At 70.2% G+C, this 22018-nt stretch carries 23 protein-coding genes and 1 tRNA gene; 12 read left to right on the top strand and 12 right to left on the bottom strand.

Going from position 1 to position 22018, the window contains the following annotated elements; translation table 11 throughout:
* Positions 1–132: 132 nt before the first annotated feature.
* The 4 genes from ASG52_RS02135 to ASG52_RS02120 form a co-directional block, all read right to left on the bottom strand.
* Entirely contained in the window at positions 133–1365 is a 1233-nt protein-coding gene (locus ASG52_RS02135; RefSeq protein WP_056238320.1) for a sensor domain-containing phosphodiesterase, read from the bottom strand.
* Positions 1366–1639: 274 nt separating this feature from the next.
* On the bottom strand, positions 1640–3028 hold the full coding sequence (locus tag ASG52_RS02130; RefSeq protein WP_056238317.1) for a flagellin N-terminal helical domain-containing protein: 1389 nt from the start codon (positions 3026–3028) through the stop codon (positions 1640–1642).
* A gap of 151 nt (positions 3029–3179) precedes the next feature.
* Positions 3180–4082: a dihydrodipicolinate synthase family protein gene (locus ASG52_RS02125; RefSeq protein ID WP_056238314.1), complete on the bottom strand. Its 903-nt coding sequence runs from the start codon at positions 4080–4082 to the stop codon at positions 3180–3182.
* 54 nt (positions 4083–4136) lie between these two features.
* Positions 4137–4580 (bottom strand): DMT family transporter, encoded by a 444-nt coding sequence (locus ASG52_RS02120; protein ID WP_056238313.1) that lies wholly within the window; start codon positions 4578–4580, stop codon positions 4137–4139.
* Between the two features lie 223 nt (positions 4581–4803).
* Between ASG52_RS02120 and ASG52_RS02115 the strand changes: the two genes are divergently transcribed.
* Positions 4804–5943 (top strand): glycosyltransferase family 2 protein, encoded by a 1140-nt coding sequence (locus ASG52_RS02115; protein ID WP_286158907.1) that lies wholly within the window; start codon positions 4804–4806, stop codon positions 5941–5943.
* 119 nt (positions 5944–6062) lie between these two features.
* On the opposite strand, the gene lipB is transcribed toward ASG52_RS02115, so the two are convergent.
* Positions 6063–6794, bottom strand: a complete 732-nt coding sequence (gene lipB, locus ASG52_RS02110) for a lipoyl(octanoyl) transferase LipB (protein ID WP_056238310.1) — start codon at positions 6792–6794, stop codon at positions 6063–6065.
* Between the two features lie 56 nt (positions 6795–6850).
* Between lipB and ASG52_RS02105 the strand changes: the two genes are divergently transcribed.
* Together ASG52_RS02105 and ASG52_RS02100 are read left to right on the top strand one after the other, a co-directional pair.
* The gene (locus ASG52_RS02105; RefSeq protein ID WP_056238307.1) at positions 6851–7156 is read left to right on the top strand and encodes a FliM/FliN family flagellar motor switch protein; all 306 of its coding nucleotides are present in this window, start codon (positions 6851–6853) and stop codon (positions 7154–7156) included.
* Between the two features lie 121 nt (positions 7157–7277).
* Positions 7278–7362: transfer RNA gene (locus ASG52_RS02100), tRNA-Leu, on the top strand.
* Between the two features lie 116 nt (positions 7363–7478).
* Here the strand turns inward: ASG52_RS02100 and ASG52_RS02095 are convergent.
* The 5 genes from ASG52_RS02095 to ASG52_RS02075 all read right to left on the bottom strand — a co-directional run bounded on the left by ASG52_RS02095 (position 7479) and on the right by ASG52_RS02075 (position 10649).
* Entirely contained in the window at positions 7479–7796 is a 318-nt protein-coding gene (locus ASG52_RS02095) for a hypothetical protein (RefSeq protein WP_056238304.1), read from the bottom strand.
* An 87-nt stretch (positions 7797–7883) separates the two neighbouring features.
* Positions 7884–8897, bottom strand: coding sequence for a type I pantothenate kinase (coaA, locus tag ASG52_RS02090; protein WP_056238303.1), 1014 nt, complete (start codon positions 8895–8897; stop codon positions 7884–7886).
* The gene (locus tag ASG52_RS02085) at positions 8894–9217 is read right to left on the bottom strand and encodes a phosphoribosyl-ATP diphosphatase (RefSeq protein ID WP_056238300.1); all 324 of its coding nucleotides are present in this window, start codon (positions 9215–9217) and stop codon (positions 8894–8896) included. The genes coaA and ASG52_RS02085 overlap by 4 nt, the downstream gene beginning before the upstream one ends.
* 226 nt (positions 9218–9443) lie before the next feature.
* Positions 9444–9707 carry a YARHG domain-containing protein gene (locus ASG52_RS02080; RefSeq protein WP_056238298.1) on the bottom strand — a complete coding sequence of 88 codons (264 nt, stop codon included), beginning with the start codon at positions 9705–9707 and terminating at the stop codon, positions 9444–9446.
* A 36-nt stretch (positions 9708–9743) separates the two neighbouring features.
* Positions 9744–10649, bottom strand: coding sequence for a metallophosphoesterase (locus tag ASG52_RS02075; protein ID WP_056238296.1), 906 nt, complete (start codon positions 10647–10649; stop codon positions 9744–9746).
* A gap of 183 nt (positions 10650–10832) precedes the next feature.
* On the opposite strand from ASG52_RS02075, the gene hisB reads away from it, so the two are divergent.
* From hisB to hisF, 5 genes are read left to right on the top strand one after another with little or no spacing between them, the layout of a single operon-like run.
* Positions 10833–11420: an imidazoleglycerol-phosphate dehydratase HisB gene (gene hisB / locus ASG52_RS02070; RefSeq protein ID WP_056238291.1), complete on the top strand. Its 588-nt coding sequence runs from the start codon at positions 10833–10835 to the stop codon at positions 11418–11420.
* A 12-nt stretch (positions 11421–11432) separates the two neighbouring features.
* On the top strand, positions 11433–11918 hold the full coding sequence (locus ASG52_RS02065; RefSeq protein ID WP_056238290.1) for a DUF2628 domain-containing protein: 486 nt from the start codon (positions 11433–11435) through the stop codon (positions 11916–11918).
* Positions 11915–12577, top strand: coding sequence for an imidazole glycerol phosphate synthase subunit HisH (gene hisH, locus ASG52_RS02060; protein WP_056238287.1), 663 nt, complete (start codon positions 11915–11917; stop codon positions 12575–12577). Before ASG52_RS02065 ends, hisH begins: the two co-directional genes overlap by 4 nt.
* 42 nt (positions 12578–12619) lie before the next feature.
* Positions 12620–13405: a 1-(5-phosphoribosyl)-5-[(5-phosphoribosylamino)methylideneamino]imidazole-4-carboxamide isomerase gene (gene hisA / locus ASG52_RS02055; RefSeq protein ID WP_200945552.1), complete on the top strand. Its 786-nt coding sequence runs from the start codon at positions 12620–12622 to the stop codon at positions 13403–13405.
* A gap of 31 nt (positions 13406–13436) precedes the next feature.
* Complete coding sequence (hisF, locus tag ASG52_RS02050) at positions 13437–14213, top strand: imidazole glycerol phosphate synthase subunit HisF (protein WP_056238283.1); 777 nt, start codon at positions 13437–13439, stop codon at positions 14211–14213.
* Between the two features lie 32 nt (positions 14214–14245).
* On the opposite strand, the gene ASG52_RS02045 is transcribed toward hisF, so the two are convergent.
* Together ASG52_RS02045 and ASG52_RS02040 are read right to left on the bottom strand one after the other, a co-directional pair.
* Positions 14246–14440, bottom strand: a complete 195-nt coding sequence (locus ASG52_RS02045; RefSeq protein ID WP_056238280.1) for a hypothetical protein — start codon at positions 14438–14440, stop codon at positions 14246–14248.
* Complete coding sequence (locus ASG52_RS02040) at positions 14433–14984, bottom strand: phage tail protein (RefSeq protein ID WP_056238277.1); 552 nt, start codon at positions 14982–14984, stop codon at positions 14433–14435. The genes ASG52_RS02045 and ASG52_RS02040 overlap by 8 nt, the downstream gene beginning before the upstream one ends.
* A 591-nt stretch (positions 14985–15575) precedes the next feature.
* On the opposite strand from ASG52_RS02040, the gene ASG52_RS02035 reads away from it, so the two are divergent.
* From ASG52_RS02035 to ASG52_RS02020, 4 genes are all read left to right on the top strand, one after another.
* Positions 15576–17114, top strand: a complete 1539-nt coding sequence (locus ASG52_RS02035; RefSeq protein ID WP_056238275.1) for a Hint domain-containing protein — start codon at positions 15576–15578, stop codon at positions 17112–17114.
* A 284-nt stretch (positions 17115–17398) separates the two neighbouring features.
* Positions 17399–17875 (top strand): hypothetical protein, encoded by a 477-nt coding sequence (locus ASG52_RS02030; RefSeq protein WP_056238272.1) that lies wholly within the window; start codon positions 17399–17401, stop codon positions 17873–17875.
* Between the two features lie 65 nt (positions 17876–17940).
* Positions 17941–19155, top strand: coding sequence for an MFS transporter (locus ASG52_RS02025; RefSeq protein ID WP_056238416.1), 1215 nt, complete (start codon positions 17941–17943; stop codon positions 19153–19155).
* A 104-nt stretch (positions 19156–19259) separates the two neighbouring features.
* Complete coding sequence (locus tag ASG52_RS02020; RefSeq protein ID WP_056238270.1) at positions 19260–21800, top strand: HWE histidine kinase domain-containing protein; 2541 nt, start codon at positions 19260–19262, stop codon at positions 21798–21800.
* Positions 21801–22018 lie beyond the last annotated feature (218 nt).

Here is a 22018-nt window from a genome sequence, read left to right as displayed (position 1 = left end):
GAGAACGGCCCACCGGGTCGCCGGGCGGCTACGGGGAGGGGGCATCCGGTCAGGAGGAACCCTTTAGTAATCCTCCAAATCCGGTTTCGAAAGGGCGCGGGCACACATCGCCGGCCCGGCCTTGCGCCCCGCTCAGGGCGCCGCGTCGGGAAAGCTCGCAGCGAGCGGCATCCGCAGGGCTTCGGCGAGCGGCACGGGCCGCCCGAGCAGGTAGCCCTGGGCGCAGGTGATGCCGAGGTCGCGCAAAGCGGCGAACTCGGCCTCGGTCTCGATGCCCTCGGCCACCACGTCGCAGCCGGTGCGGCGGCCGTAGGTGGTGATCGATTCGGCCAGCGCGCGGCGGGCGGCGTCGCGGTCGATGCCGCGGATCAGGCTCATGTCGAGCTTGATGTATTCGGGTGCGAGATCGAGCACGTGGCGGAAGGTCGCGTGCCCCGCCCCGACATCGTCGATGGCGAGCCTCAAACCCCGCGCCCGCAAAGGTGCGAGCGCCTGGCGCAGGGCCTCGTAGGACTCGACGCCGACATGCTCGGTCAGCTCGACGACGACGCGCTCCAGCGGCGCCCCGGCGAAGACGGCGGGCAGGCGCGGGCTCATGATCGCCGCGGGCGAGAGGTTGACCGTGAGGGTCAGCGACGGAGCGAGGGCATCGAGCCCCGCCAGTGCCCGGTCGACGGCGAGGAATTCCAGCTCTTCGCCGAGCCCGACCTCGGCGGCCTCGGCGAACCACAGGTCCGGCCCGCGGCGGGGCTCGGCGGCGAAGCGGGACAGGGCCTCGAACGCCTTCAGCCGGCCCTCGCCGAGCGAGAAGATCGGCTGGTAGGCGATCTCGATCCCCTTGGAAGCGATCACCGCCTCGACGCGGGCGCGCCGCTCGTCCCGCTCGGTAACGGTGCGGCGTTCCCGGTGAAGGATCGCGCCGACGAGGTCGGCGCAGAGCCGCAGCAAGCCGAGATCGCGGGTGGTCAGGGAGCGGTCGGGGTTGAAGCTGAAGCAGCAGACGGAGCCGTAGGTCGTCCCGTCGGCATGGCGCAGGGGGACGCTGAGATGGGCCCCCACCGGCAGATCGCGGGTGACCGGCAGATCCGCCGCGATCGGGTCCTCGCGGGCGTCGTGCATCAGCTCCGGCATCATGCCGCGGGCGACGTAGTAGCAGAAGCTCTTTTCCAACAGGTCGGAGGCGCCGACGGAGACCGGATTGCGGGAGGTTTGCCCGTCGGTGAAGCGGAAGACCCGGCGACCGCTGATGAACTCGGAGACGAAGCCGACATCCATCGCTAGATGGCGGCGCACCGCCTGGAGAATGGCCTGGACCTGCTCACCGGCGGTGCCGTGGCCGGGTTCGAAGAGGGATGCGAGCGACACGCGGGCAGCGTCCGAGCGATGAGGCCGGCCAGGGCCGGAAGGCCGGGAAGAACCACCGAGCGGCGGGCAGCCCGGCACCGGGGCCGGGACGCGAGCGCACGATAGTCACAGGGATTCGCGGGCCGCAAGTGCAACCGGAATGCCGCAGGGCCCGGACAAACGCCCCGCATAAATGGAAACGAGTTTCTCGCGTCCCGCGCCGGTCCTTTAAGCGGTCGCGCTTCGCGCGAGCGATGGGCCCGCGCCTCCGAGCGGGGCGGCGCGGGCGATAAAATTAGGAGCGGAACAGCGACATGATGTTCTGGCCGCTGGAATTGGCGATCGACAGCGCCTGAACCGCGAGCTGCTGCTGCGTTTGCAGCGCCTTCAGCTTGGTCGATTCCTCCTCGATGTCGGCATCGACCAGGATGCCGATGGTGCGGTCGTTGGCCTTCATCAGGGTGTCGACGAAGGTCTTCTGGCCGTCGATCTGGGTCTTGTTGGCGCCGAGCTTGGTGCCGGCATCCGTCACCTTGGCGATGACCTTCTCGACCTGGGTGACGATCGCCCGAAGGGTGGCGTCGCCCGTGGTGCCCGACAGGGTCGAGATGTCGATGGTGGCGACCGACACGCCGGTGCCGCCGTCGGCGGTGTCGAGGATGCCCTTGCCCGCCGTGGTGCCGGCGGCCGAGCCCCGGCCGGTGCGCGCGTCGGTGCCCGCGACGCCGGTGCCGTAGCCGACATCGACCAGGGTGTTGCCCGCGCTCGGCGCCACGTTCTGGATCGTGACCAGCGCGGCGGCGTCGGTGGCGGCGGTGGTGAAGGTCAGCCGCCCGGAGGAGTCGAGGCCGGCGGTGATCTTGCCGGCGAGTGGGGCGGCGTCGGTGTCGGAGGCGATCTGGTTGTTGATCGCGTCGAGGAATTCCTGCGTCGTCACCTTGGTGAGATCGACTGCGGCGGAGGCGAGCGCCGTGCGGTTGAGGCGGATCGTGCCGGTCGAGCCGTCGCCGAGCGTCAGCGAGAAGGCGACTTCGTTGGTGGTGTTGAAGTTCGCGGTGCCACCCGCGAAGGCGGTGGTGCCGGTGAGCGAGGTGGAGCCGAAGATCTGGGCCGAGGTCGCCGCCGTGGTGATGCTGGAGGCGTTCACGTCGTAGAGCTTGATCGCGTTCACATCGACGCCGATCATCGAGAAGGTCACGGTGCCGGAGGCGGTGCGGGAGAAGCCCGCGACCACGCTCTGCGTCGCCCGGTAGATGCCGTTGCTCGGCGAGGAATCGACCGAGAGCCAGTTCTGGCCGGACGAGATCGAGGAATCGGCCGTCGCCTTCATCTTGTCCTGGATCGCGTCGATCTCGACCTGCACCTTGGCGCGGTCGATGCCAGGCTGGAGCGCCGTCTGCAGCTTGGCGCGCAGGTTCTGGAGGTCGGCAAGCACCGAGTTCAGTCCGTTATAGGCGGTGTCGACCGCCGAGGAGCCGAGACCCAGCGAATCCTTCACCGCCGAGAGCGAGGCGTTGTCGGTGCGCACCGTGGTGGCGATCGACCAATAGGCGGCGTTGTCGGCCGCCGCCGAGACGCGCTGGCCGGTCGAGACCCGGTTGGAGGTCGCGTCGAGCTGATTGTTGATGCCCTTCAGCGTCGTCAGCGCCGTCATGGCGGAGATGTTGGTCAGCAGGCTGGTCACGGATCGATCTTCCGGCGGATGGAGCAGGGCAGGGGACCCGGACTCGTCCGATCGCGACACCGTGATCGAATCGGTCCGTTCAACCCCGCGTGAGGACGCGACGTGGGACCGATGAATGGCGGGGGGGCGTTAACAGGCGATTAAGCATGATTCATCGGGTCGCGATGCCGTCGAGCCGCTGCAAGGCCGCCTCGATCCGGCGGTGGTCCGCTTCGGCCAAGGGCAGGATCGGCCGGGGCGGCGCGACCGGGCCGAGGCCCTGCACCTCGGCCATCCCGTACATGACGCGGAAGCTGCCGAACGCGCGAAACAGCGCCCAGAGCGGCCCGAACGCGGCGTCGATCCGCGCGACCTCGGCCCGGTCCCCGGCTTGCGCCGCCCGCGCGAGCGCAAGGGCGGGGGCCGGGACCAGCCCGGCGGCCACGCTGTACCAGGCATCCGCGCCGGCCAGCAGCGCGTCGGCCGCGCCCCAATCCCCGCTGTAGCCGATCGCGAACACCTCCGGCGCCTGCGCGCGCAGGCGGGCCAGCTCGCCGGTCGTGTCGCCGTCGGCCGGGAGCGGCATCTTGACGGCGGCGATGGGGGGAAGGCCTGCCAGCCGGGCGATCAGCGCGTCCGTGAAGGCGAAATGCGTCGTGCCCGGATTGTTGTAGATGCAGAGCGGCAGGCTGCCGGCCTCAACCACCGCCGCGAAGTGGCAAAACACCTCCTCTTCCGTCAGCGGGGTGTAGGACATGGGCGCCAGCAGCAGACCGTCCGCGCCGGCCGCCCTGGCGTCCTCGGCGAGCCCGATCGCCGCGTCCGTGCGGAGCGCCCCGACGCCGACGATGACCGGCACCCGCCCGCCAGCCGCCTCGACCGCCACCCGCACGGCCTCCCGCCGCTGCGCGCGGGACAGGTAGGCATAGCCGCCGGTGCTGCCGAGCAGACCGATGCTGTCGGCACCGGCCTCGACGATGCGGTCGACGAGGCGGCCGAGCAGGGGCCCCTGGACGGTGCCGTCCGCACCGGTCGGGGTGAGCGGGAAGGCGGACAAGCCGCGAAACAGAGCCATGCCCCGTCATAGCCGAGGACGGCCGCACGAGGCAGCCGTCCGCGTATCCCCGGCTCAGGACAGGGCGACGAAGGTGACGCCCGCGATCATCAGGGCACCGCCGAACAACCGCATCGGGCCGGCGGCGTGAACGTCGAAGCCGACGAGGCCGAAATGGTCGAGAGCGATCGAGGTGACGACGCCCGCGGTCACGAGCAGGCCGAGGAACGGCGCCGCCCCGATCCTCTGCGCCACGAAGAGCTGCGCGATCAGCAGGCCGACGCCGACGAGTCCGCCGAGCCAGGCCCACCACGGCGCCTGCCCCGCCTGCTGCAGGCTCGGCACCGAGAGATGCCCGGACAGCAGGCCGACCGCGAACATGCCGAGGGTGCCGACGAACATCGAGACGAGCCCGGCGGTGAAGGGCTGGCCCAGCGCCTTGGCGAGTTGGGTGGTCTGCCCGGGCTGGATCGCGTTGGCGATGCCCGCGATCAGGACGGCGCCGTAGAGGAGGATCATGAGGCGCATCCTGGCGGCCCGTCGCCGGAGGCGGCGCGGCTAAAAGGGAGGAATGTGGATCGGCAAGGGGATCGTCGTGAGAAGTGGGGGCTACTTGTGAAACCGGGGGTCGCAGCCGGTGTTTCCGCGGCAAAGTCCCTCAGCGTCGGTTCATCGAGCGTGGCTACAAGGGCGGCGCGGCCTTCGAATCGGAGGCCTACCCGTTTCCTCGGAGTCCTTGGCCGTGCCGTCCCCTCTCGACACCGTCATCGCCGTGCCCGTCCGCAACGAGGCCGAGCGGATCGCGGCCTGCCTGCGGGCGATCGATGCACAGGCCGGGCTCGCGCCGGGCCGACTCGGGCTCGTGCTGTTCCTCAACAACTGCACCGACGGCACGCCCCTGATCGTCGCCGATCTCATTGCCTCGATGTCGATCCCGGTGCGGGTGATCGAGAAGACGTATGCAGGCGCCCATGCCGGCTGGGCACGCCGGGCCGCGATGGATGCGGGCGCCGCGTGGCTCGACGAGGCGGGCGCGGCCGGCACGCTGCTCACCACCGACGCCGACAGCCGGGTGCCGCCGGACTGGGTCGCGGCCAACCTTGCCGCGCTGGACGCGGGCGCCGACGCGGTCGCGGGCCGGGTCGAGCTGATCCCGGAGGAGGCGGCGCTGCTGCCGCCCTCGCTGCCGGCGCGCGGCAAGCTGGAGGACACCTACGACGCGCTCATCACCGAGATGGAGGCACGGATCGATCCCGACCCGTCCGACCCTTGGCCGTGCCACCGCACCACCATCGGGGCGTCGCTCAGTGTGCGCCGCGCGGCCTACGAGGCGGTCGGCGGGATGCCGGAGATCCCGCTCGGCGAGGACGGCGCCTTCGTCGCCGCGCTGCTGGAGCGAGGGTTCCGGGTGCGCCACGACCGGGCCGTGATGGTGTGGATTTCCGCCCGCCTCACCGGCCGGGCGCCGGGCGGCGTCGCCGACACGATCCGCTCACGCTGCGAGGAGCCGGACGCGCTGTGCGACGCCCGGATGGAGGCGGTGCCGCGCGCGTTGCACCGCTACGCGTGGCGCGCCCGCCTGCGCCGTCTGCACGGGCAGGGGCGTCTGGCGCACGACCTCGCCTGGGCGCGCAACCTCGGAATTCCCGAGTCGGAGGCCCGCCGCATCGCGGCGCTGCCGCGGGTCGGCGAGATCGTCGCCGCGGTGGACCGCGCGAGCCCGCGGCTGGCCTACCGCCCGCTGATGCCGCGGCAGCTACCGGGCCAGATTCGCTTCGCCCGCCTGATCCTGCCGGCACTGCGGCTCGCCCTGCGCCTCCGCCGCGCAACCCCGGCCCTACCGCCGGTCGCGACGCTGCCGCCGGCCACCGCCGACGCCTGAATCCCGGTTTCGAAAGGACGAGTCCTTTCGCGGGTCCAGGGCGGTGCCCTGGTTTGAAGGGAAACCGGGGCTCTGCCCCGGTGCCCCGCCAAAGGACTCGTCCTTTGGGAACCCCGGACTCACCCCTCGTCGCGCGTCTCACCGAAGATCGGCTCGAAGGCCGCCCGGAGCGCCATGTCGACTTCGGGCAGGCTGACGATGCGGCCGAGGTCGGCGAGGCTGGTGACGCCGTGCTGGCGCACGCCGCAGGGGACGATGCCAGAGAAGTGCGACAGGTCCGGCTCCACGTTGAGACTGAGGCCGTGCTGGCTCACCCAGCGCCGCACCCGGATGCCGATCGCCGCGATCTTATCCTCGACGGTGGCGCCCTTCTCGGGCCGGCGCACCCAGACGCCGACGCGGTCCTCGCGCCGCTCGGCGCGGACGTTGAAGGCGTCGAGGGTCGCGATCAGCCACGCCTCCAGGCTCGCCACGTAGGCCCGCAGATCGGGCCGGCGTCGGTTGAGGTCGAGCATCACGTAGGCGATGCGCTGGCCCGGCCCGTGATAGGTGTATTGCCCGCCCCTACCCGTGGCATGGACCGGGAAGCGCTCCGGCTCCACGAGGTCGGCGGCCTTCGCCGAGGTGCCGGCCGTGTAGAGCGGCGGGTGTTCCAACAGCCACACCAACTCGTCCGCCTCGCCGCGGGCGATGGCCGAGGCCCGCGCCTCCATGAAGGCGAGCGCCTCCTCGTAGGGCACCAGCGCGTCCGAGACGCGCCATGCCACCGGCGGGACGCCCGCCCGCGGCAGGAAGGCGGCGGGCGCCGTGGCGAGCCGGGAGGCTTGAGAAAGCGGGGCGTCGTTTACCAAGGCTTCACCATCCCTCGCGAAGGATTCCCCGAGCGGTAGCGACGGAGCATGCGCGCGTGGCGGTCCTGGACGAACTGAAGGTCGATCTCAAGGTCGTGCTGGGGCGCAGCCACATGCCGCTGCACATGCTGCTGCGCATGGGCCGCGGCGCGGTGATCGAACTCGACTCCACCGACACCGACATGGTCGAAATCCTCGCCAACGACCACCCGATCGCCCGCGGGCAGATCGTGGTGACGGGCAACCGCATCTCGGTGGAGGTGACCGAGCTGATCCGCAAGGCCGAGGTGGTGCGCACCGCGGGCGTGACGATCGGCGAGGGCGCGGTCCCCCTCTTGGAGGAGACCGGACCGGCGCTCTGAGGGCGCCGGGGGTGACGCGCGAGAAAGAGGCGACCGGGCGCTTGTGCGCCCCCCAAGCTTCTGTTATTCGCTGCGCCGCCCAGACGAAATGCCGGCCCGCTCCGACGGACCGGCGGCAAGGGCGGCCATGGCGGAATTGGTAGACGCGCTAGCTTGAGGTGCTAGTCCCGCGAGGGGTGGAGGTTCGAGTCCTCTTGGCCGCACCACTCTCTTTAGTCGATCAAGACTGACGAGAGGGTGCCTGCGACGACCGGGATACGGTGCGTCGGTTTTCTCGATACATCACAGACACTGCCCGAGAGCGCGATCACGCTTCGCGGCCTCACTTGCCGGCGGCGATGCCCCAGCGGGTGATCGGCGTGATGCTGACGTGGTTGTTGTGGTGCCAGCGCACTTGCGCCCAGCGGAAGGTGATCTCGTCGGCCAGTCGCAGCTCGATCCGCTCCGGCAGGACGTTGATCTCGGCGCGGCGCAGCTCGACCAGGGTCTTGTCGCTCAGGCCGTCCACCACGTCGCAGGGGTATTGGGACTTGCCGACGCGGATGATCGCCGGAAGCAGCGTCTTCGAATACGCCTTCTTCGCCCGGCGCCGGGTCGGGACGGTGAAGCGCTTGTAGATGGACGGCAGCCACGCGAACATGATCTCGGGCCAATCACTGATGTCGGCGTCGTTCTACCCCGGTTTGTAGGGCACAGTGATTGACGATGTGTGATGGCGCGCCAGCCGTCACAGCCGGCGGAGCGCCACGCTCTCGATCCGGTGGCTCGCGCCCTTGGCGAGGATCAGGCTCGCCCGCTGGCGGGTCGGCAGGATGTTGTCGCGCAGGTTCGGCAGGTTGATCGTGGTCCAGAGCCGGTCGGCGATCTCCAGGGCCTCCGCCTCGCCGACCTCGGCGTATTTGCGGAAGTAGGAGAGGGGATCGCGGAAGGCGGTCTGGCGCAGCCGCAGGAAGCGGTTGACGTACCAGCGGTGCAGGTCGTCCTCGTGGCCGTCGAGATAGATCGAGAAATCGAAGAAGTCGGACACGAACGGGATCGCCGTGCCGTCCCGCGGCAGGCGGGCGGGCTGGAGCACGTTCAGCCCCTCGACGATGAGGATGTCGGGCGATTCGATCACCTGCTCCTCGCCGGGCACCACGTCGTAGACGAGGTGGGAATAGACCGGCGCCGCCACCCGCCGATGCCCCGCCTTGATGTCGGCGAGGAAGCGCAGCAGGGCGGCGCTGTCGTAGCTCTCCGGAAAACCTTTGCGCTCCATCGCGCCCATGCGCTGAAGCTCGGCGTTCGGATGCAGGAACCCGTCGGTGGTGATGAGATCGACCTTCGGGGTGTTGGGCCAGCGGGCGAGCAGGGCCTTCAGCACCCGCGCCGTGGTCGATTTGCCGACGGCGACCGAACCCGCGAGCCCGATGATGTAGGGCACCTTGGCCTCGCGCTCGGCGAGCAGGAAGCGCTGGGTCGCCTTGAACAGGCCCTGGGTGGCCGCGACGTAGAGCGAGAGCAGGCGTGACAGCGGCAGGTAGATCGCCACGACCTCCTCGATCGAGATCGGATCGTTGAGCGATTGCAGCCGGCCGATATCCTCGGCGGTCAGCGTCAGCGGCGCGTCGGCGCGCAGGTGCGCCCACTCCTCGCGCGAGAAGATCCGGTAGGGGGAGAGGCGGCCCGGCCCTTCTCCGGTCACCGGGTTCTGCCGCTCCGCGGCCTCGATCCCGGCCGACGGGATCGGGGCGCCGATCACGTGTGCCTCCGCGCCGCCTTCTCGGCCAGCCCGCTCTGCACTGTCCGCCGGCCGAGTTCCGCCATCACGTCGGCGAGCGGCACGTCCACGGCCTTCAGCGTCACGATCAGGTGATAGAGCACGTCCGCGGCCTCCGAGGTGAGGGCCTTGCGGTCGCCCTGCACCGCGGCGATGGCCGCCTCGACCGCCTCCTCGCCGAGCTTCTTGGCCGCCTTGGCCGGCCCGTCGGCGAGGAGTTTCGCTGTGTAGGAGGTGTCGGGAGGCTGGCCGGCCCGGCTGTCCACCAGGGCGGCGAGGTCGTCGAGGGTGAAGGTCTTCATCGAGTCCGGCGCTTGGGCCCGTCCGCTGCGGCATCAAAGGATCGGATGCCGGCTCAGCGGACCCTGCGCAGGGGCGGCGCTCCGGTCAAGGGCCGCAGGCCGGCAGCGCTGACGGATCGCCTCGACTGATGTGGACGTTCTCACCGAGTTGGACGGACAGGCGTCCGTGCGCCCGGCGGACGGACGCCGCCCCGCATTCGCGGGGCCGATCGGCATCACGCCGCGATCACCGCGGGCAGCCTTTCTCCCGCTCCTGACGCTGGATGTCGGCGATGTCGGCGCGCTGGCGGGCCGAGAGCGGCACGTCGGCAAGGTCGTCGTACTTGCAACCCGCATTGCCGAAGGCGCGGATCGCCCGGTCGGTGCGGAAGCAGTAGCCCGCATCCTTGTAGATCGCGTTGCGCTCGCCCCACAGTTCGTCGCAGGGGAAGGCGGCCGCGGCTGGGCTCGCCGCGCAGGCGAGGAGGGCGGTCAGGGCGAGGCGTCGCATGAGGGTCGATCACTCCGTCGGTTCGGGCGTGAAGAATCAGGCCGCGCGCAGCGGCAGCGCGCGGCTCGGCTCCCGACCGTAGCCGCGGATGTCCAATCGATCACCCGAGATTTCCACGACGGCGAAGGCGGAGGTGTCCGGCGTGTCCACCATCCCGCAGAAATTCACGAAATGAATGCCGTGGGTCTCACCGTAATTGCCCGCGTGGTTGTGGCCGTTGAAGTAGGCGACGACGTGGGGAGAGCGGGCGAGAAGAGCGGCGATCTCGTTCGCGTCCCAGAGGTTGTGCGGGTTGTCCGGCAGGACCGGATAGTGGTTCAGCACGACGACGCGCTCGCCCGCGTTCCGCGCCGCTGCCAGCCTCCGCTCCAGCCACGCCCGTTGCGCATCCCCGAGCGAGCCGTTCCAGGGCTTGGCGTTGGGCAGGCCCGCGGCCTTGGCCGCCGCCAGCCGCTCCTGCGCCAGTTGCCAGCGCGGGTCGCCCTGAGGTGGGGCGAACAGCGACACGTCGTTGCCGTCGAGCACGACGAAGCGCACGCCCTCGACCGCGAAATCGTAATACGGCCCCGGCATGCCGAGCCGCCCGACCACCTGCCCGAGATGCGCGGCGGCGACCTCGAAATCGTGGTTGCCGAGCACGAAGCGGGTTTCGTGCCTGAGCTTCCGATAAAGCGGCAGGATGCGCTCGTAGCTCGCGAAATCGCGGTCGATCACGTCGCCGAGCGTCACGACGAAGCGAAGGTCCTGCGCATTCAGGGTCTCGATGGCGGCGGAAAGCTTGTCGAGGCTGTCGGCGTAGTAGCGGCCCATCGCTGTGTTGGCGGGCACGTCGGCATATTGCGGATCGGCGATCACGCCGAAGCGCAGCGGCAGGCTTTGCGCACCCGCGGGGCCGGCCAGCAGCGCGGCGCTGCCGGCGAGCACGGTACGGCGGGACAGCATGGCGGCCTCCTTTGGAACGATGACGGCAAAACCTCGCGCCGCCGCATGACCGGGCGATGACGCGCCGCCTTCGAGCCGGCATGACGCCGACACCCTTTCCCCCGGGAGGGGAACCACACTACAAGGCGGGCGCGGGCGGGGCGAACCGGCCGCCGACGATATCAGGGCAGTCTCGACACTCAGATGCGCAACGCCAGCATCAGCCGCCGCACGGCGGAGACCGACGTCTCCGTCTCGCTCGACCTCGACGGCACCGGCAAGGCCGCGATCGCCACGGGGGTGGGTTTCCTCGACCACATGCTGGAGCTGTTCGCGCGCCACGCCCTGTTCGACGCCGAGATCAAGGTGACCGGCGACCTCCATGTCGATCAGCACCACACCACCGAGGATGCCGGCATCGCGCTCGGCCAGGCTTTCGCGCGGGCGCTCGGCGATAAGCGCGGGATCAGGCGCTACGCCGACATCCACCTGCCGATGGACGAGACCTTGAGCCGGGTCGCCATCGACATCTCCGGCCGCCCGTTCCTCGTATTCCGCACGACGTTCCGCGTGGAAAAGATCGGGCAGTTCGACACCGAGTTGGTGCGCGAGTTCTTCCAGGCCTTCGCGATGAACGCCGGGATTACGCTGCACGTCGAGACGCTCTACGGCGAGAACGCCCACCACATCGCCGAGAGCCTGTTCAAGGGGCTGGCCCGCGCCTTGCGGAAGGCCGTGGCGGTCGATCCGCGCGAGGACGGGCGCGTTCCCTCCACCAAGGGCACCCTCTAAAGGGCGGATCAGATGCGCACCTACACGCTGCACGTTCCCGAGGGCGCCGCCCGCGGCGATGCCCTGGCCCTCGAGCGGGCGCAGATCGTCCGCGACGGTTTCGCCCCGCGCGCCTTCGCCTTCACGGTGCTGTGGTTTCTCGGACACCGGCTCTGGCTCGCCGCGATCCTCGTCTTCGCCGGCCTCGTCGCCTTGAGCGTCGCCGGCCACGCCCTCGGCCTGTCGCCGGGGGCGGGCTTCCTCATCACGGGGCTCGCGAGCCTTCTGATCGGGCTCGAGGCCTCGTCGCTCCGCCGCTGGACCTACGGCCGCCGCGGCCTTCCCGCCCGCGACGCGGTGATCGCGGCCTCGCACGAGGAGGCCGAGATGAAGCTCGCCGCCCGCTGGCTCGACCGCGACGCCGCCGCCACGCGCCATGCGCCGGTCGCGCGCGCCACGCCGCGCCGCGACGAGGACACGGCGCTCGGCTTCTTCCCGGCACGCGAGGGCCTGCGGTGAGCGGACAGACCGTCGCGATCATCGATTACGGTTCGGGCAACCTCCACTCGGCGGTCAAGGCCTTCGAGCGCGCCGCCCGCGATGCGGGTGAGGCCGACACCCGCATCGTCCTCACCGACGCGCCCGAGACGGTGGCCGCGGCCGACCGCATCGTGCTCCCCGGTGTCGGCGCCTATGCCGATTGCCGCCGCGGGCTCGATTCCGTGCCCGGCATGGTCGAGGCCATGACGGACGCCGTGCGCCGCAAGGGCCGCCCGTTCATCGGCATCTGCGTCGGCATGCAGCTCATGGCGAGCCGCGGCCTCGAATACGAGGAGACCGCGGGTCTCGGCTGGATTCCCGGCGATGTCGGCCCGATCGTGCCGGCCGACCCGGCGCTGAAGGTGCCGCATATGGGCTGGAACACCCTCGCCGTGGACCGCGCCCACCCGCTGCTCGACGGCATCGAGACCGGGCGCGACGGCCTGCACGCCTACTTCGTCCACAGCTTCGCCCTGAAGCCCGCCGAGCCCGCGGACGTGGTGGCGCATGCCGAATACGGCGGCCCGGTCACCGCGATGGTGGCGCGGGACAACATGGCCGGCACGCAGTTCCACCCCGAGAAGAGCCAGCGGCTCGGCCTCGCGCTCATCGCCAACTTCCTGCGCTGGCGCCCTTAGAGCATCGGCCCGAAAGGTGGGAACTGGCTTTCGGAAAAGCCGATGCGGCACAAGAACCTAGACCCCTCGAACGAGACGAGCAGACGCGTGATCCTGTTTCCGGCCATCGACCTCAAGGAAGGGCGCTGCGTCCGCCTCGTGCAGGGGGACATGGCTCAGGCCAAGGTCTTCAACGACGACCCCGCCGACCAGGCCGCCACCTTCGAGCGCCAGGGTTTTTCCTGGCTGCACGTGGTCGATCTCGACGGCGCCTTCGCCGGCGCGCCGCGCAACGCCGCCGCCGTCGAGGCGATCCTGGCGCGGGTCAAGATGCCGGTGCAGCTCGGCGGCGGCGTGCGCGAGATGCGCACGCTCGAAGGCTGGATCGAGAAGGGGATCAGCCGCGTCATCATCGGCACGGCGGCGGTGCGCGATCCGGCCTTCGTGCGCGAGGCGGCGCGGCGTCATCCGGGCAAGATCGCGGTCGGCATCGACGCCAAGGACGGGCGGGTCGCGGTCGAGGGCTGGGCCCAGACCTCCTCCATGACCGCCGAGGATCTCGGCCGCCGCTTCGAGGATGCCGGGGTCGCGGCCATCATCTACACCGACATCGCCCGCGACGGCATCCTCAAGGGCCTCAACATCGAGATGACGCTGGCGCTGGCCAACGCCGTGCGCATCCCGGTCATCGCTTCGGGGGGGCTCGCCTCCATGGCCGACGTCGATCGCCTGCTGGAGCCCGATTGCGCGGTGCTGGCCGGCGCCATCACCGGCCGCGCCCTCTACGACGGCCGCATCGACCCGGCCGAGGCGCTCGCCGCCATCGCCCGCGCGGCCACCGCCCCCTGACTTCTGCCGCTCGTCAACCTGCAGGCCACCTGTGCTCAAGACCCGCATCATCCCCTGCCTCGACGTGAAGGACGGGCGTGTCGTCAAGGGCGTGCAGTTCCTCGAACTGCGCGACGCGGGCGATCCGGTGGAATCGGCCAAGGCCTACGACGCGGCCGGCGCCGACGAACTCTGCTTCCTCGACATCACCGCGAGCCACGAGGCCCGCGGCACGCTGCTCGACGTGGTGAGCCGCACGGCCGAGGCCTGCTTCATGCCGCTCACCGTCGGCGGGGGCGTGCGCACGGTCGCCGACGTGCGCACCCTGCTGCTGGCGGGCGCCGACAAGGTCGGGATCAACACGGCCGCGGTGAAGAACCCGGAACTGGTGGCGGAGGCGGCGGAAAAGTTCGGCGACCAGTGCATCGTCGTGGCGATCGACGCCAAGCGCGTCTCCGCCGCGAACGAGACCGCCCGCTGGGAGATTTTTACCCATGGCGGGCGCAACCCGACCGGGATCGACGCGGTGGAATTCGCGCAAAAGATCTCGGAGGGCGGGGCGGGCGAGCTGCTCGTCACCTCCATGGACCGGGACGGCACCCGCTCGGGCTACGACCTCGCGCTGACCCGCGCCATCACCGACGCGGTGCGGGTGCCGGTGATCGCCTCCGGCGGCGTCGGCGGGCTCGACGACCTCGTGGCGGGCGTGCGCGACGGCGGCGCGAGCGCGGTGCTCGCCGCCTCGATCTTCCATTTCGGACAGCATACGGTGGGCGAGGCCAAGGCCCACATGGCCGCCGCCGGGCTGGCGATGCGCCTCGACCCGTAACCCGCCCCCCTCATACTGAGCCGAGCCTCAGTTCAACCGCAAAGGAGGCGCGTCCCGTCGAACATCGGCCGCCGCATCGGGTCGCGCCGCGGCGGCGCGAGGCCCCGGAAGGGCGCGCCGTAGTCGGCGGTGCGGCGGGCGAGGAGGAACGCGGTGTCCGCCTCGCGTTCGGGCCGGCGGCGGAGGGTCTCTGCGCCGCCGGCCCGTGCGGGCGCGTCGTCAGGCACGCGACGGGTAGATGCCCGCAACGCAGATGATGTAGCTGAGAACGAGGTACGGCTGGATGTTCGCGTGGGGGAGACCGCCCCCCGCATTGGCGCCCGTGTTTTGGGGGTTGAGGTTCGCCGGATTGTTCATGTTTCCTGTTGTGAAGCTTTGGTACTCAACGTTCCCCGCTTGGTTGAACACCTGAGCAATGTTCCCATTGGTCGGGTCGATGCTCTGCCCCTGAGAGTTATCGACCTGCATCGTATAGGGGTGGAAGTGCGGCGGGATCTGCGTCGACTGCAGCGTGACCGCCTCGGCGCCGCCAGCCTGGCCCATCTGGTACGGTGACAGGCCGGGCCCTGCTCCCTGATCGATGACGACGCGGCCCAACAGGTTCGGCAACGCGAACGTCGTTCGCCCGTCTCCGCCATACGTCGTGCCGATCAGAGAGTAGAGCGCGGTATTGGAGTTGATCGACAGCAACTGGCCATTACAGTACGCAAAATTCCGCGGCAGCCAGCTGAACGCAACGAGCCTGATCTCACCAAGATAACATTCATCCATCTTTTCCTCCCGGGATTTCGCTCTTTCGAGACGCGCAACGACATCAACCTTAGATGCCGGTATTGTAATAATCGCGCGACGCTCAGACAACACACGTCGCCTGCCGACCGCGCGATTGAAGCACGAGCCGAGAATATCATCTGATCATACCACGAGAACACGTCCGCGACAGAAATATGATTATTTTTAAAAATCCATCGAGCGAGCCATAACAAAATAAATATTGCAAAAACGGCACGCATAGACGCTCAACGCGCGATAAAACTTCTACCCGATTCGGCCTCCGGCATTCATGCCTTTGTTGGATACAGCACGCAGGATACGCTTGTCACCCGGGTTGCATCGAAAACTTTTGAGCATTGGCGCTTGACGAAATTGACAACCCATGATTGTCGCATAAATACAACACCTGCGTGCAAACTGTGGACCACCCTGCAATCATTATTTCCAAATTCCTGCCGATCTCTATTCTGCCAGGACGACGTTGACAGCTTTGGCGGAGCTCGGAGGGGGCTTTCGCTGCAGGACTTGACCCGCTTTTTCGTGTCGAAACCAATAAATTAGAATCGTCGAACGCAGGGGACCATCGTCATGCCCACCATTCGTTATCGTTTTACGGGCCCCAACGGCTTCGTTGCCGACTTCACGATCACCACCGAATCGACCACACGCAACTATGACATCGCTGGCAACCAAGAGACCGGTTACGCCATCACGGGCGTGAGCGGCACCATCAATGGTCAATCGGTCACGCTGAAGCCCAGCGCCAACCAGGGTACCAACCCTGCCAACGGCACTACCAATACAACCAATCCCAACACCTTCGACAACGCCAACACCGGCGGCGGGTCGAATTCGATCGGCACATACAACAACGTGTACTTCCTCAACGACGGCGAGGGCGGTGGCGCGTACAGCAATTACGGCCTCGACGGCAACGGTATCGGCCTGACAGCGGGCGGTGTCGACTATAAATTCTTCAATCAAGCGGCCAACACAGAGCAATTTCAGTACAGGACGACGAGCTCCGGCGGCACGAACGTCATCAGCTTCCAGGTCACCCAAATCGACGGCAACGGCAACGAGACGCCCGCGCCCTGCTACGTCACCGGCACGCGCATCCTGACGGCGCGCGGCGCGGTTGCGGTCGAGGATCTGGCGGTCGGCGATCTGGCCGTGACCGCCTCCGGCGCGGAGCGCCCGATCCGCTGGATCGGCCACAAGACCGTACGCTGCCGCGCCCGCGCCGACCTCCTGCCCGTGCGGATCGCCGCGGGCGCCTTCGGCGAAGGCCGCCCGGCCCGCGACCTCATGGTCTCGCCCGGCCACGCCGTCTGCGTCGATGTCCTCGGCGAGGTGCTGATCCCGGCGATCCGCCTCGTCAACGGCACCACGATCACGCAGGTCGAGGTCGCCGAGGTCACCTACTGGCATGTCGAGCTGGAGAGCCACGACATCCTGCTGGCCGAGGGCCTGCCCGCCGAGAGCTACCTCGACATGGGCAACCGCGCCTTCTTCGAGGTCGCCAGCATCGGTCTCGGGCCGGACGCGCCCGTCGGCCGCACCACGGCCGACTTCTGCCGTCCGTTCCACGAGGACGGCGCGCTGGTCGAGGCCGTGCGCGCCCGCCTTCAGGCCCGCGCAGAGGCGCTCGGCTGGAGCCTCGTCGAGGCGCCGCTGGCCGACCTGCACCTCGTCGTCGATGGGCAGACGGTCCGCCCCGACACCGACGGCCTCGTCGCCCGCTTCATCCTGCCGGCGGGAGCCCGCGACGTGCGCCTCGTCAGCGAGGTCAGCGTCCCGGCCTACGTCCGTCAGGGCACGAGCGACGACCGGCGCCTCGGCGTCTGCCTCGCCGCGCTGAGCCTCGACGACGGCCTGACCGGCCTGCGCGCGATCGCCCTCGACGATGCCCGCCTGGAGGCCGGCCTGCACCCGCTCGACACCGACGGCGCGGCCCACTGGCGCTGGACCGAAGGCGCCACTCCGCTCCCGGCCTCCCTGTGGGAGGGCTGCCGCGGCACGATGTTCCTGCGGGTGAACCTCGCGGCGCCGTCCCTGCCGCGCTGGGTCGGACCGCAGGAGACCGCCGGCATCGTCGATCTCGCCGAGCGCCGCCGCCGCGCCTGAGCACACGCACCCGACCATCCGGGGCCCGGCCGCCTTCTCCTTCGGGGGGAGGGGGCCGGGCCCCTGGCGTTCGGGTCCATGGCGTTCGGGTCCATGGCGTTCGGGCCCCGAACCGACCGGCGAACCCCTCGTCGGAGGCCGCCCGAGACGCCTCGGAGACGCGGGTCGGCGGGAAGATTGTGCAACACTCCCGCCGATCCGCGCCCTCCACCCCCCGGAAGAATTGACGCGCGCCCCCCGCTATGACTGAGAGGGGCGGACCATATCAGGAGTTGAGTCCGCCGATGAGCGACGGAGACATGCTGGCGTCCACGCTGACCGACATCCGTCGTCGCCTGGCCGACCTCGGGAGCGAGTACGAGCGGGTCTCGGAGGAGCTGGCCAAGCTGCGGCTCGCCGAGCGCTCGCTCGCCGCCATCGTCGAGGGCACCCCCCTTCCCGAGGCCCTATCCGGGATGGAGGGCGACGGCGCCCCCCGCACCGGCCGCGGGCGCGGCAGCCGCGGGCCGCGGGCGAACTCGGCCAAGGGCCGGCTGCGGGCGCTGCTGGAAAGCGCGGGACCGACCGGCCTGTCCCAGGCCGAGATCGCCCGGCGCCTGCCCGACGTCGCGCCCAACACGCTCGCCTCCTACATCAGCGTGATGGTCTCGAACAACGAGGCCCAGCGCAAGGGCGACTTCGTCACCGCCGTCACCGGCCCGCGGCCCGCCGCGGCGGAGGCGTCGGAGGACGAGGACGAGACGCCGTCCGACGACGCGTGAGCCTCGACGCATCGGCCGCGGACGCGGCCCGCCGGAAGGCGGCGCGGCGGCTGCTGCCGTTCCTGATGCTATGCTACTTCTGCGCCTATCTCGACCGGGTCAACGTGAGCTTCGCAGCCCTCACGATGAACCGCGACCTCGGCCTCTCGCCCGCCGCCTACGGCTTCGGCGCGGGCCTGTTCTTCCTCGGCTACGTCGCCTTCGAGGTGCCGAGCAACCTCATCCTCGAACGGGTCGGGGCACGGCGCTGGATCGCCCGGATCATGGTGACGTGGTCGCTGATCTCCGGCGCCACCGCGTTCGCCGCGGGCGAGGCCTCGTTCTATGCGCTCCGCCTCGCCCTGGGACTGGCCGAGGCCGGGTTCTTCCCCGGCATCATCCTCTACCTCACCTTCTGGTTTCCGGCGGCCGAGCGGGCCCGGATCGTCGGCACCTTCATGGCGGCGGTGCCGCTCTCGGCGGCCTTCGGCGGTCCGGTCTCGGGCCTGATCCTCACCGCCGCCGACGGCGCGCTGGGGCTCGCCGGCTGGCAATGGCTCTACCTGATCGAGGCGGCCCCGAGCCTCGTCCTCGGGTTCGTCGCCCTGCGCATCCTCACCGACCGCCCGGCGCAAGCCCATTGGCTGACGCCCGACGAGCGCACCGCGCTCGCCGCGCGGCTCGCTGCCGATCCCCGGCCCGTGGCGGCGGAGGAGCGGCTGGCGGCGGCGCTGCTGCAACCGCGGCTGCTGGGGCTGGCTCTGGTCTATTTCGGGCTCAGCACCGGGCTCTACGCCGTCGGGATGTGGCTGCCGCAGATCGTCTCCGGCTTCGGCCTCGGGCCGCTCGCCACCGGCTTCGTCAGCGCGCTGCCCTACGTCGCGGCAGCATGCGTGATGGTGCCCTGGACCCGCCGCTCGGACCGGACCGGCGAGCGGGCGTGGCACACCGGCGCCCCGGCCATCGCCGCCGGGCTCGCGCTCGCGGTGGCGAGCCAAGCCTCCGCCCCGCTCGTCTCGATCCTGGCGCTGAGCGCCTGCGCCATGGGGGTGTTCGCCGCGCTTCCGACCTTCTGGACGCTGCCGACGGCGTTGCTGAGCGGCCGGGCGGCGGCGGGGGGCATCGCGCTGGTCAACGCGGTCGGCGGCATCGGCGGCTTCGTCGGCCCCTCGCTGATGGGCTGGATCAAGGACGCCACCGGCCGGTTCGACGCGGCGCTCGCCGCGGTCGGGCTGCTCCTCGTCCTCACCGGACTGCTCGCCGCCCGGCTCGGGCGCGCCCGGAGCCGTGTCGGACCTTGATCGTAACCGATTGCGCGCAAGCGGGTTGTGGCGCCGCGAGATTTGCGCGAAGGAACCGGGTAAGGTGGCTGGCGCACCCCTTCCCGACACCCCCCGACGAGCGCATGACCCTGATCTCCGCCGGCCCCCCGGAACCGACGGTCGACCTGTCGTCCTGCGACCGGGAGCCGATCCACGTGCTCGGCGCGGTCCAGTCCTTCGGCTTCCTGCTGGCAGTCTCGCCCGACTGGATCGTGCTGCGCGCCAGTGCCAACGCGCCGGACTGGCTCGGGCGCCCGGTCGAGGCGCTGCTCGGCGCGCCGGCCCACGCGATCCTTGACGTCGAGGCGATCCACCTGCTGCGCGGCCATCTCCAGACGCTGCGCGGGCCCGACGCGGTGGACCGCGTCTTCGGCGTGCGGCTCATCGCCGGCGGCTTGCTGTTCGACGTGGCGCTGCACATGTCGGGCGCCGCGATCGTGATCGAGGCGGAGCCGAGCGCGCCCGAGCATCTGAGCGCGGGCAACCTCGTGCGCAACATGGTCTCGCGCCTGCGCCTGACGGTGGATTTCGAGCCGCTCTGCCGCGAAGCGACCCGGCAGATGCGCGCGCTCACCGGCTTCGACCGGGTGATGCTCTACCGCTTCGCCCCCGACGGCTCGGGCGAGGTCGTGGCCGAATCCGTCCGCTCCGGGCTCGACCGCTATCTCGGCCTGCACTACCCGGCCTCCGATATCCCCAAACAGGCCCGCGCCCTGTACGAGCGCAGCTGGCTGCGCATCATCGCCGACGTGAACGAGGCGGGCGTGCCCGTGCTGCCGCCGCGCGATCCCGACGGCGCACTGCTCGACCTGTCGCTCTCGACCCTGCGCAGCGTCTCGCCGATCCATCTCGAATACCTGCGCAACATGGGGGTCGCCGCCTCGCTCTCGGTCTCGATCCTGCGCAACGGGAAGCTTTGGGGCCTTTTCGCCTGTCATCACATGGAGCCGCGCCACATCTCGCTGGAGCGCCGCACCGGCTCCGAGTTGTTCGGCCAGATGTTCTCGTGGATCCTGGAGAGCCGCGAGCGCGAGATCGAGGTGGCGCAGGAGGCGCGCTCCCGCGAGATCCACAACCGGCTGATGAGCGCGCTCGCCTCCGGCGGCACCAGCCTGGAGGGCCTGTCCGAGTTCCTCGACGAACTCGCCGCCATCATCCCCTGCGACGGGATCGGCCTGTGGGTGAACGGCGAGATCACGCTGCAGGGCGCGACGCCGACGCGGGAGGAATTCACCGGCCTCGTGCGCTTCCTCAACCGCACGGCGGCGAGCCGCGCCTACGCCACCGACGAGATCGGCCGGGTCCACGAGCCGGGGCGCGACTTCACCGAGCGCGCCGCGGGCATGCTCGCCGTGCCGGTCTCGCGCACGCCGCGCGATTTCCTCGTGTTCTTCCGCCGCGAAGTCTCCCGCACGGTCACCTGGGCCGGCAACCCGGAAAAACCGGCCAATCCCGGCCCCAACGGCGTGCGCCTGACCCCGCGCAAGAGCTTCGAGGCGTGGCGCGAGGTCGTGCACGGGCGCTCGCTGCCCTTCGCCGAGGTCGAGCTGCGCACGGCCGAAGCCCTGCGGATCACCCTGCTCGAAGTCATCCTGCGGCTCACCGATTCCGCCGAGAAGGAGCGCAAAGGCGCGCAGGAGCGCCAGGAGCTGCTGATCGCCGAACTGAACCACCGCGTGCGCAACATCCTCAACCTCATCCGCGGCGTCGTCACCCAGAGCCGCACCGCGGGCGGGTCGGCGGAGGAATTCGCCGAAGTCGTCGGCGCGCGCATACAGGCTCTGGCGCGGGCCCACGACCAGATCACCACCACGAACTGGGGGCCGGGGAGCTTGCGCGACCTCATCCTGCTCGAGGCCGGGGCCTATCTCGGCGCCAAGGCCGAGCGGGTGGTGCTCGGCGGTGCCGACGTGCTGCTCGATCCGCAGGCCTTCTCGACGCTGGCCCTCGTCGTCCACGAGCTGATGACGAACTCGGCCAAGTACGGCGCGCTCAGCGGCGCCCACGGGCGCATCGACGTGGAATGGTCGCGCGATGCCCTCGAATACCTCGTGATCCACTGGCGCGAGAGCGGCGGCCCGCCGGTGCGCGCGCCCACCCGCCGCGGCTTCGGCACGACGCTGATCGAGCGCTCGATCCCCTACGAGCTGAAGGGCGAGGCCGAGATCCGCTACGCCGTCTCCGGCGTCGAGGCCCGCTTCACCATTCCCCCCGACCTCGTGCGCGCCGCCCCGCCGAAGCCCGAGCGCGCGCCTGCCCGCGCCCCCGCGCCGGCGCCGCTGCGGCTCGACGGCACGGTGCTCGTCGTCGAGGACAACATGATCATCGCGCTGGAGGCCGAGGAGGTGCTGACCGCGCTCGGCGCCACCGCGGTCGATCTCGCCGGCACCGTGCGCGAGGCCCTGCGCCTGATCGAGGCAGCGCCCCCCGACCGCGCCATCCTCGACGTCAACCTCGGCTCCGAGACCAGCGTCGGCGTCGCCCGCCGCCTGACCGAGCGCGGCATCCCCTTCGCCTTCGCCACCGGCTACGGCGAGAGTTTTCGGATTCCGCCCGACCTCGGTGCCGTGCCGGTGATCCGCAAGCCGTACGACGCGGAGGCGTTGCGGGCGGCGTTCGCCTGATCTCGAACGGTGTTCGATCGGGTCGAGCTGGGATTCCCCTCTCCCCGCACGCGGGGAGAGGGTCGCGACGACCCCGTCGTCGTCGCGACAAGCGGTAGCGGGGGTGAGGGGGCTTCGACGGAAGAGGCTCGTCCTGAACCGCCCCCTCACCTTCGGCTGCCGCCTCGCTTCGGCGACAACGGGGTCGCCGAAGCCCTCTCCCCGCAAGCGGGGCGAGG

It is taken from the genome of Methylobacterium sp. Leaf456 (genome assembly GCF_001425465.1).
Classification (GTDB): Bacteria; Pseudomonadota; Alphaproteobacteria; order Rhizobiales; family Beijerinckiaceae; genus Methylobacterium.
The sequence above is the reverse complement of the archived record's forward strand: the minus strand, read 5'-3'. Positions and strand labels throughout refer to the sequence as shown.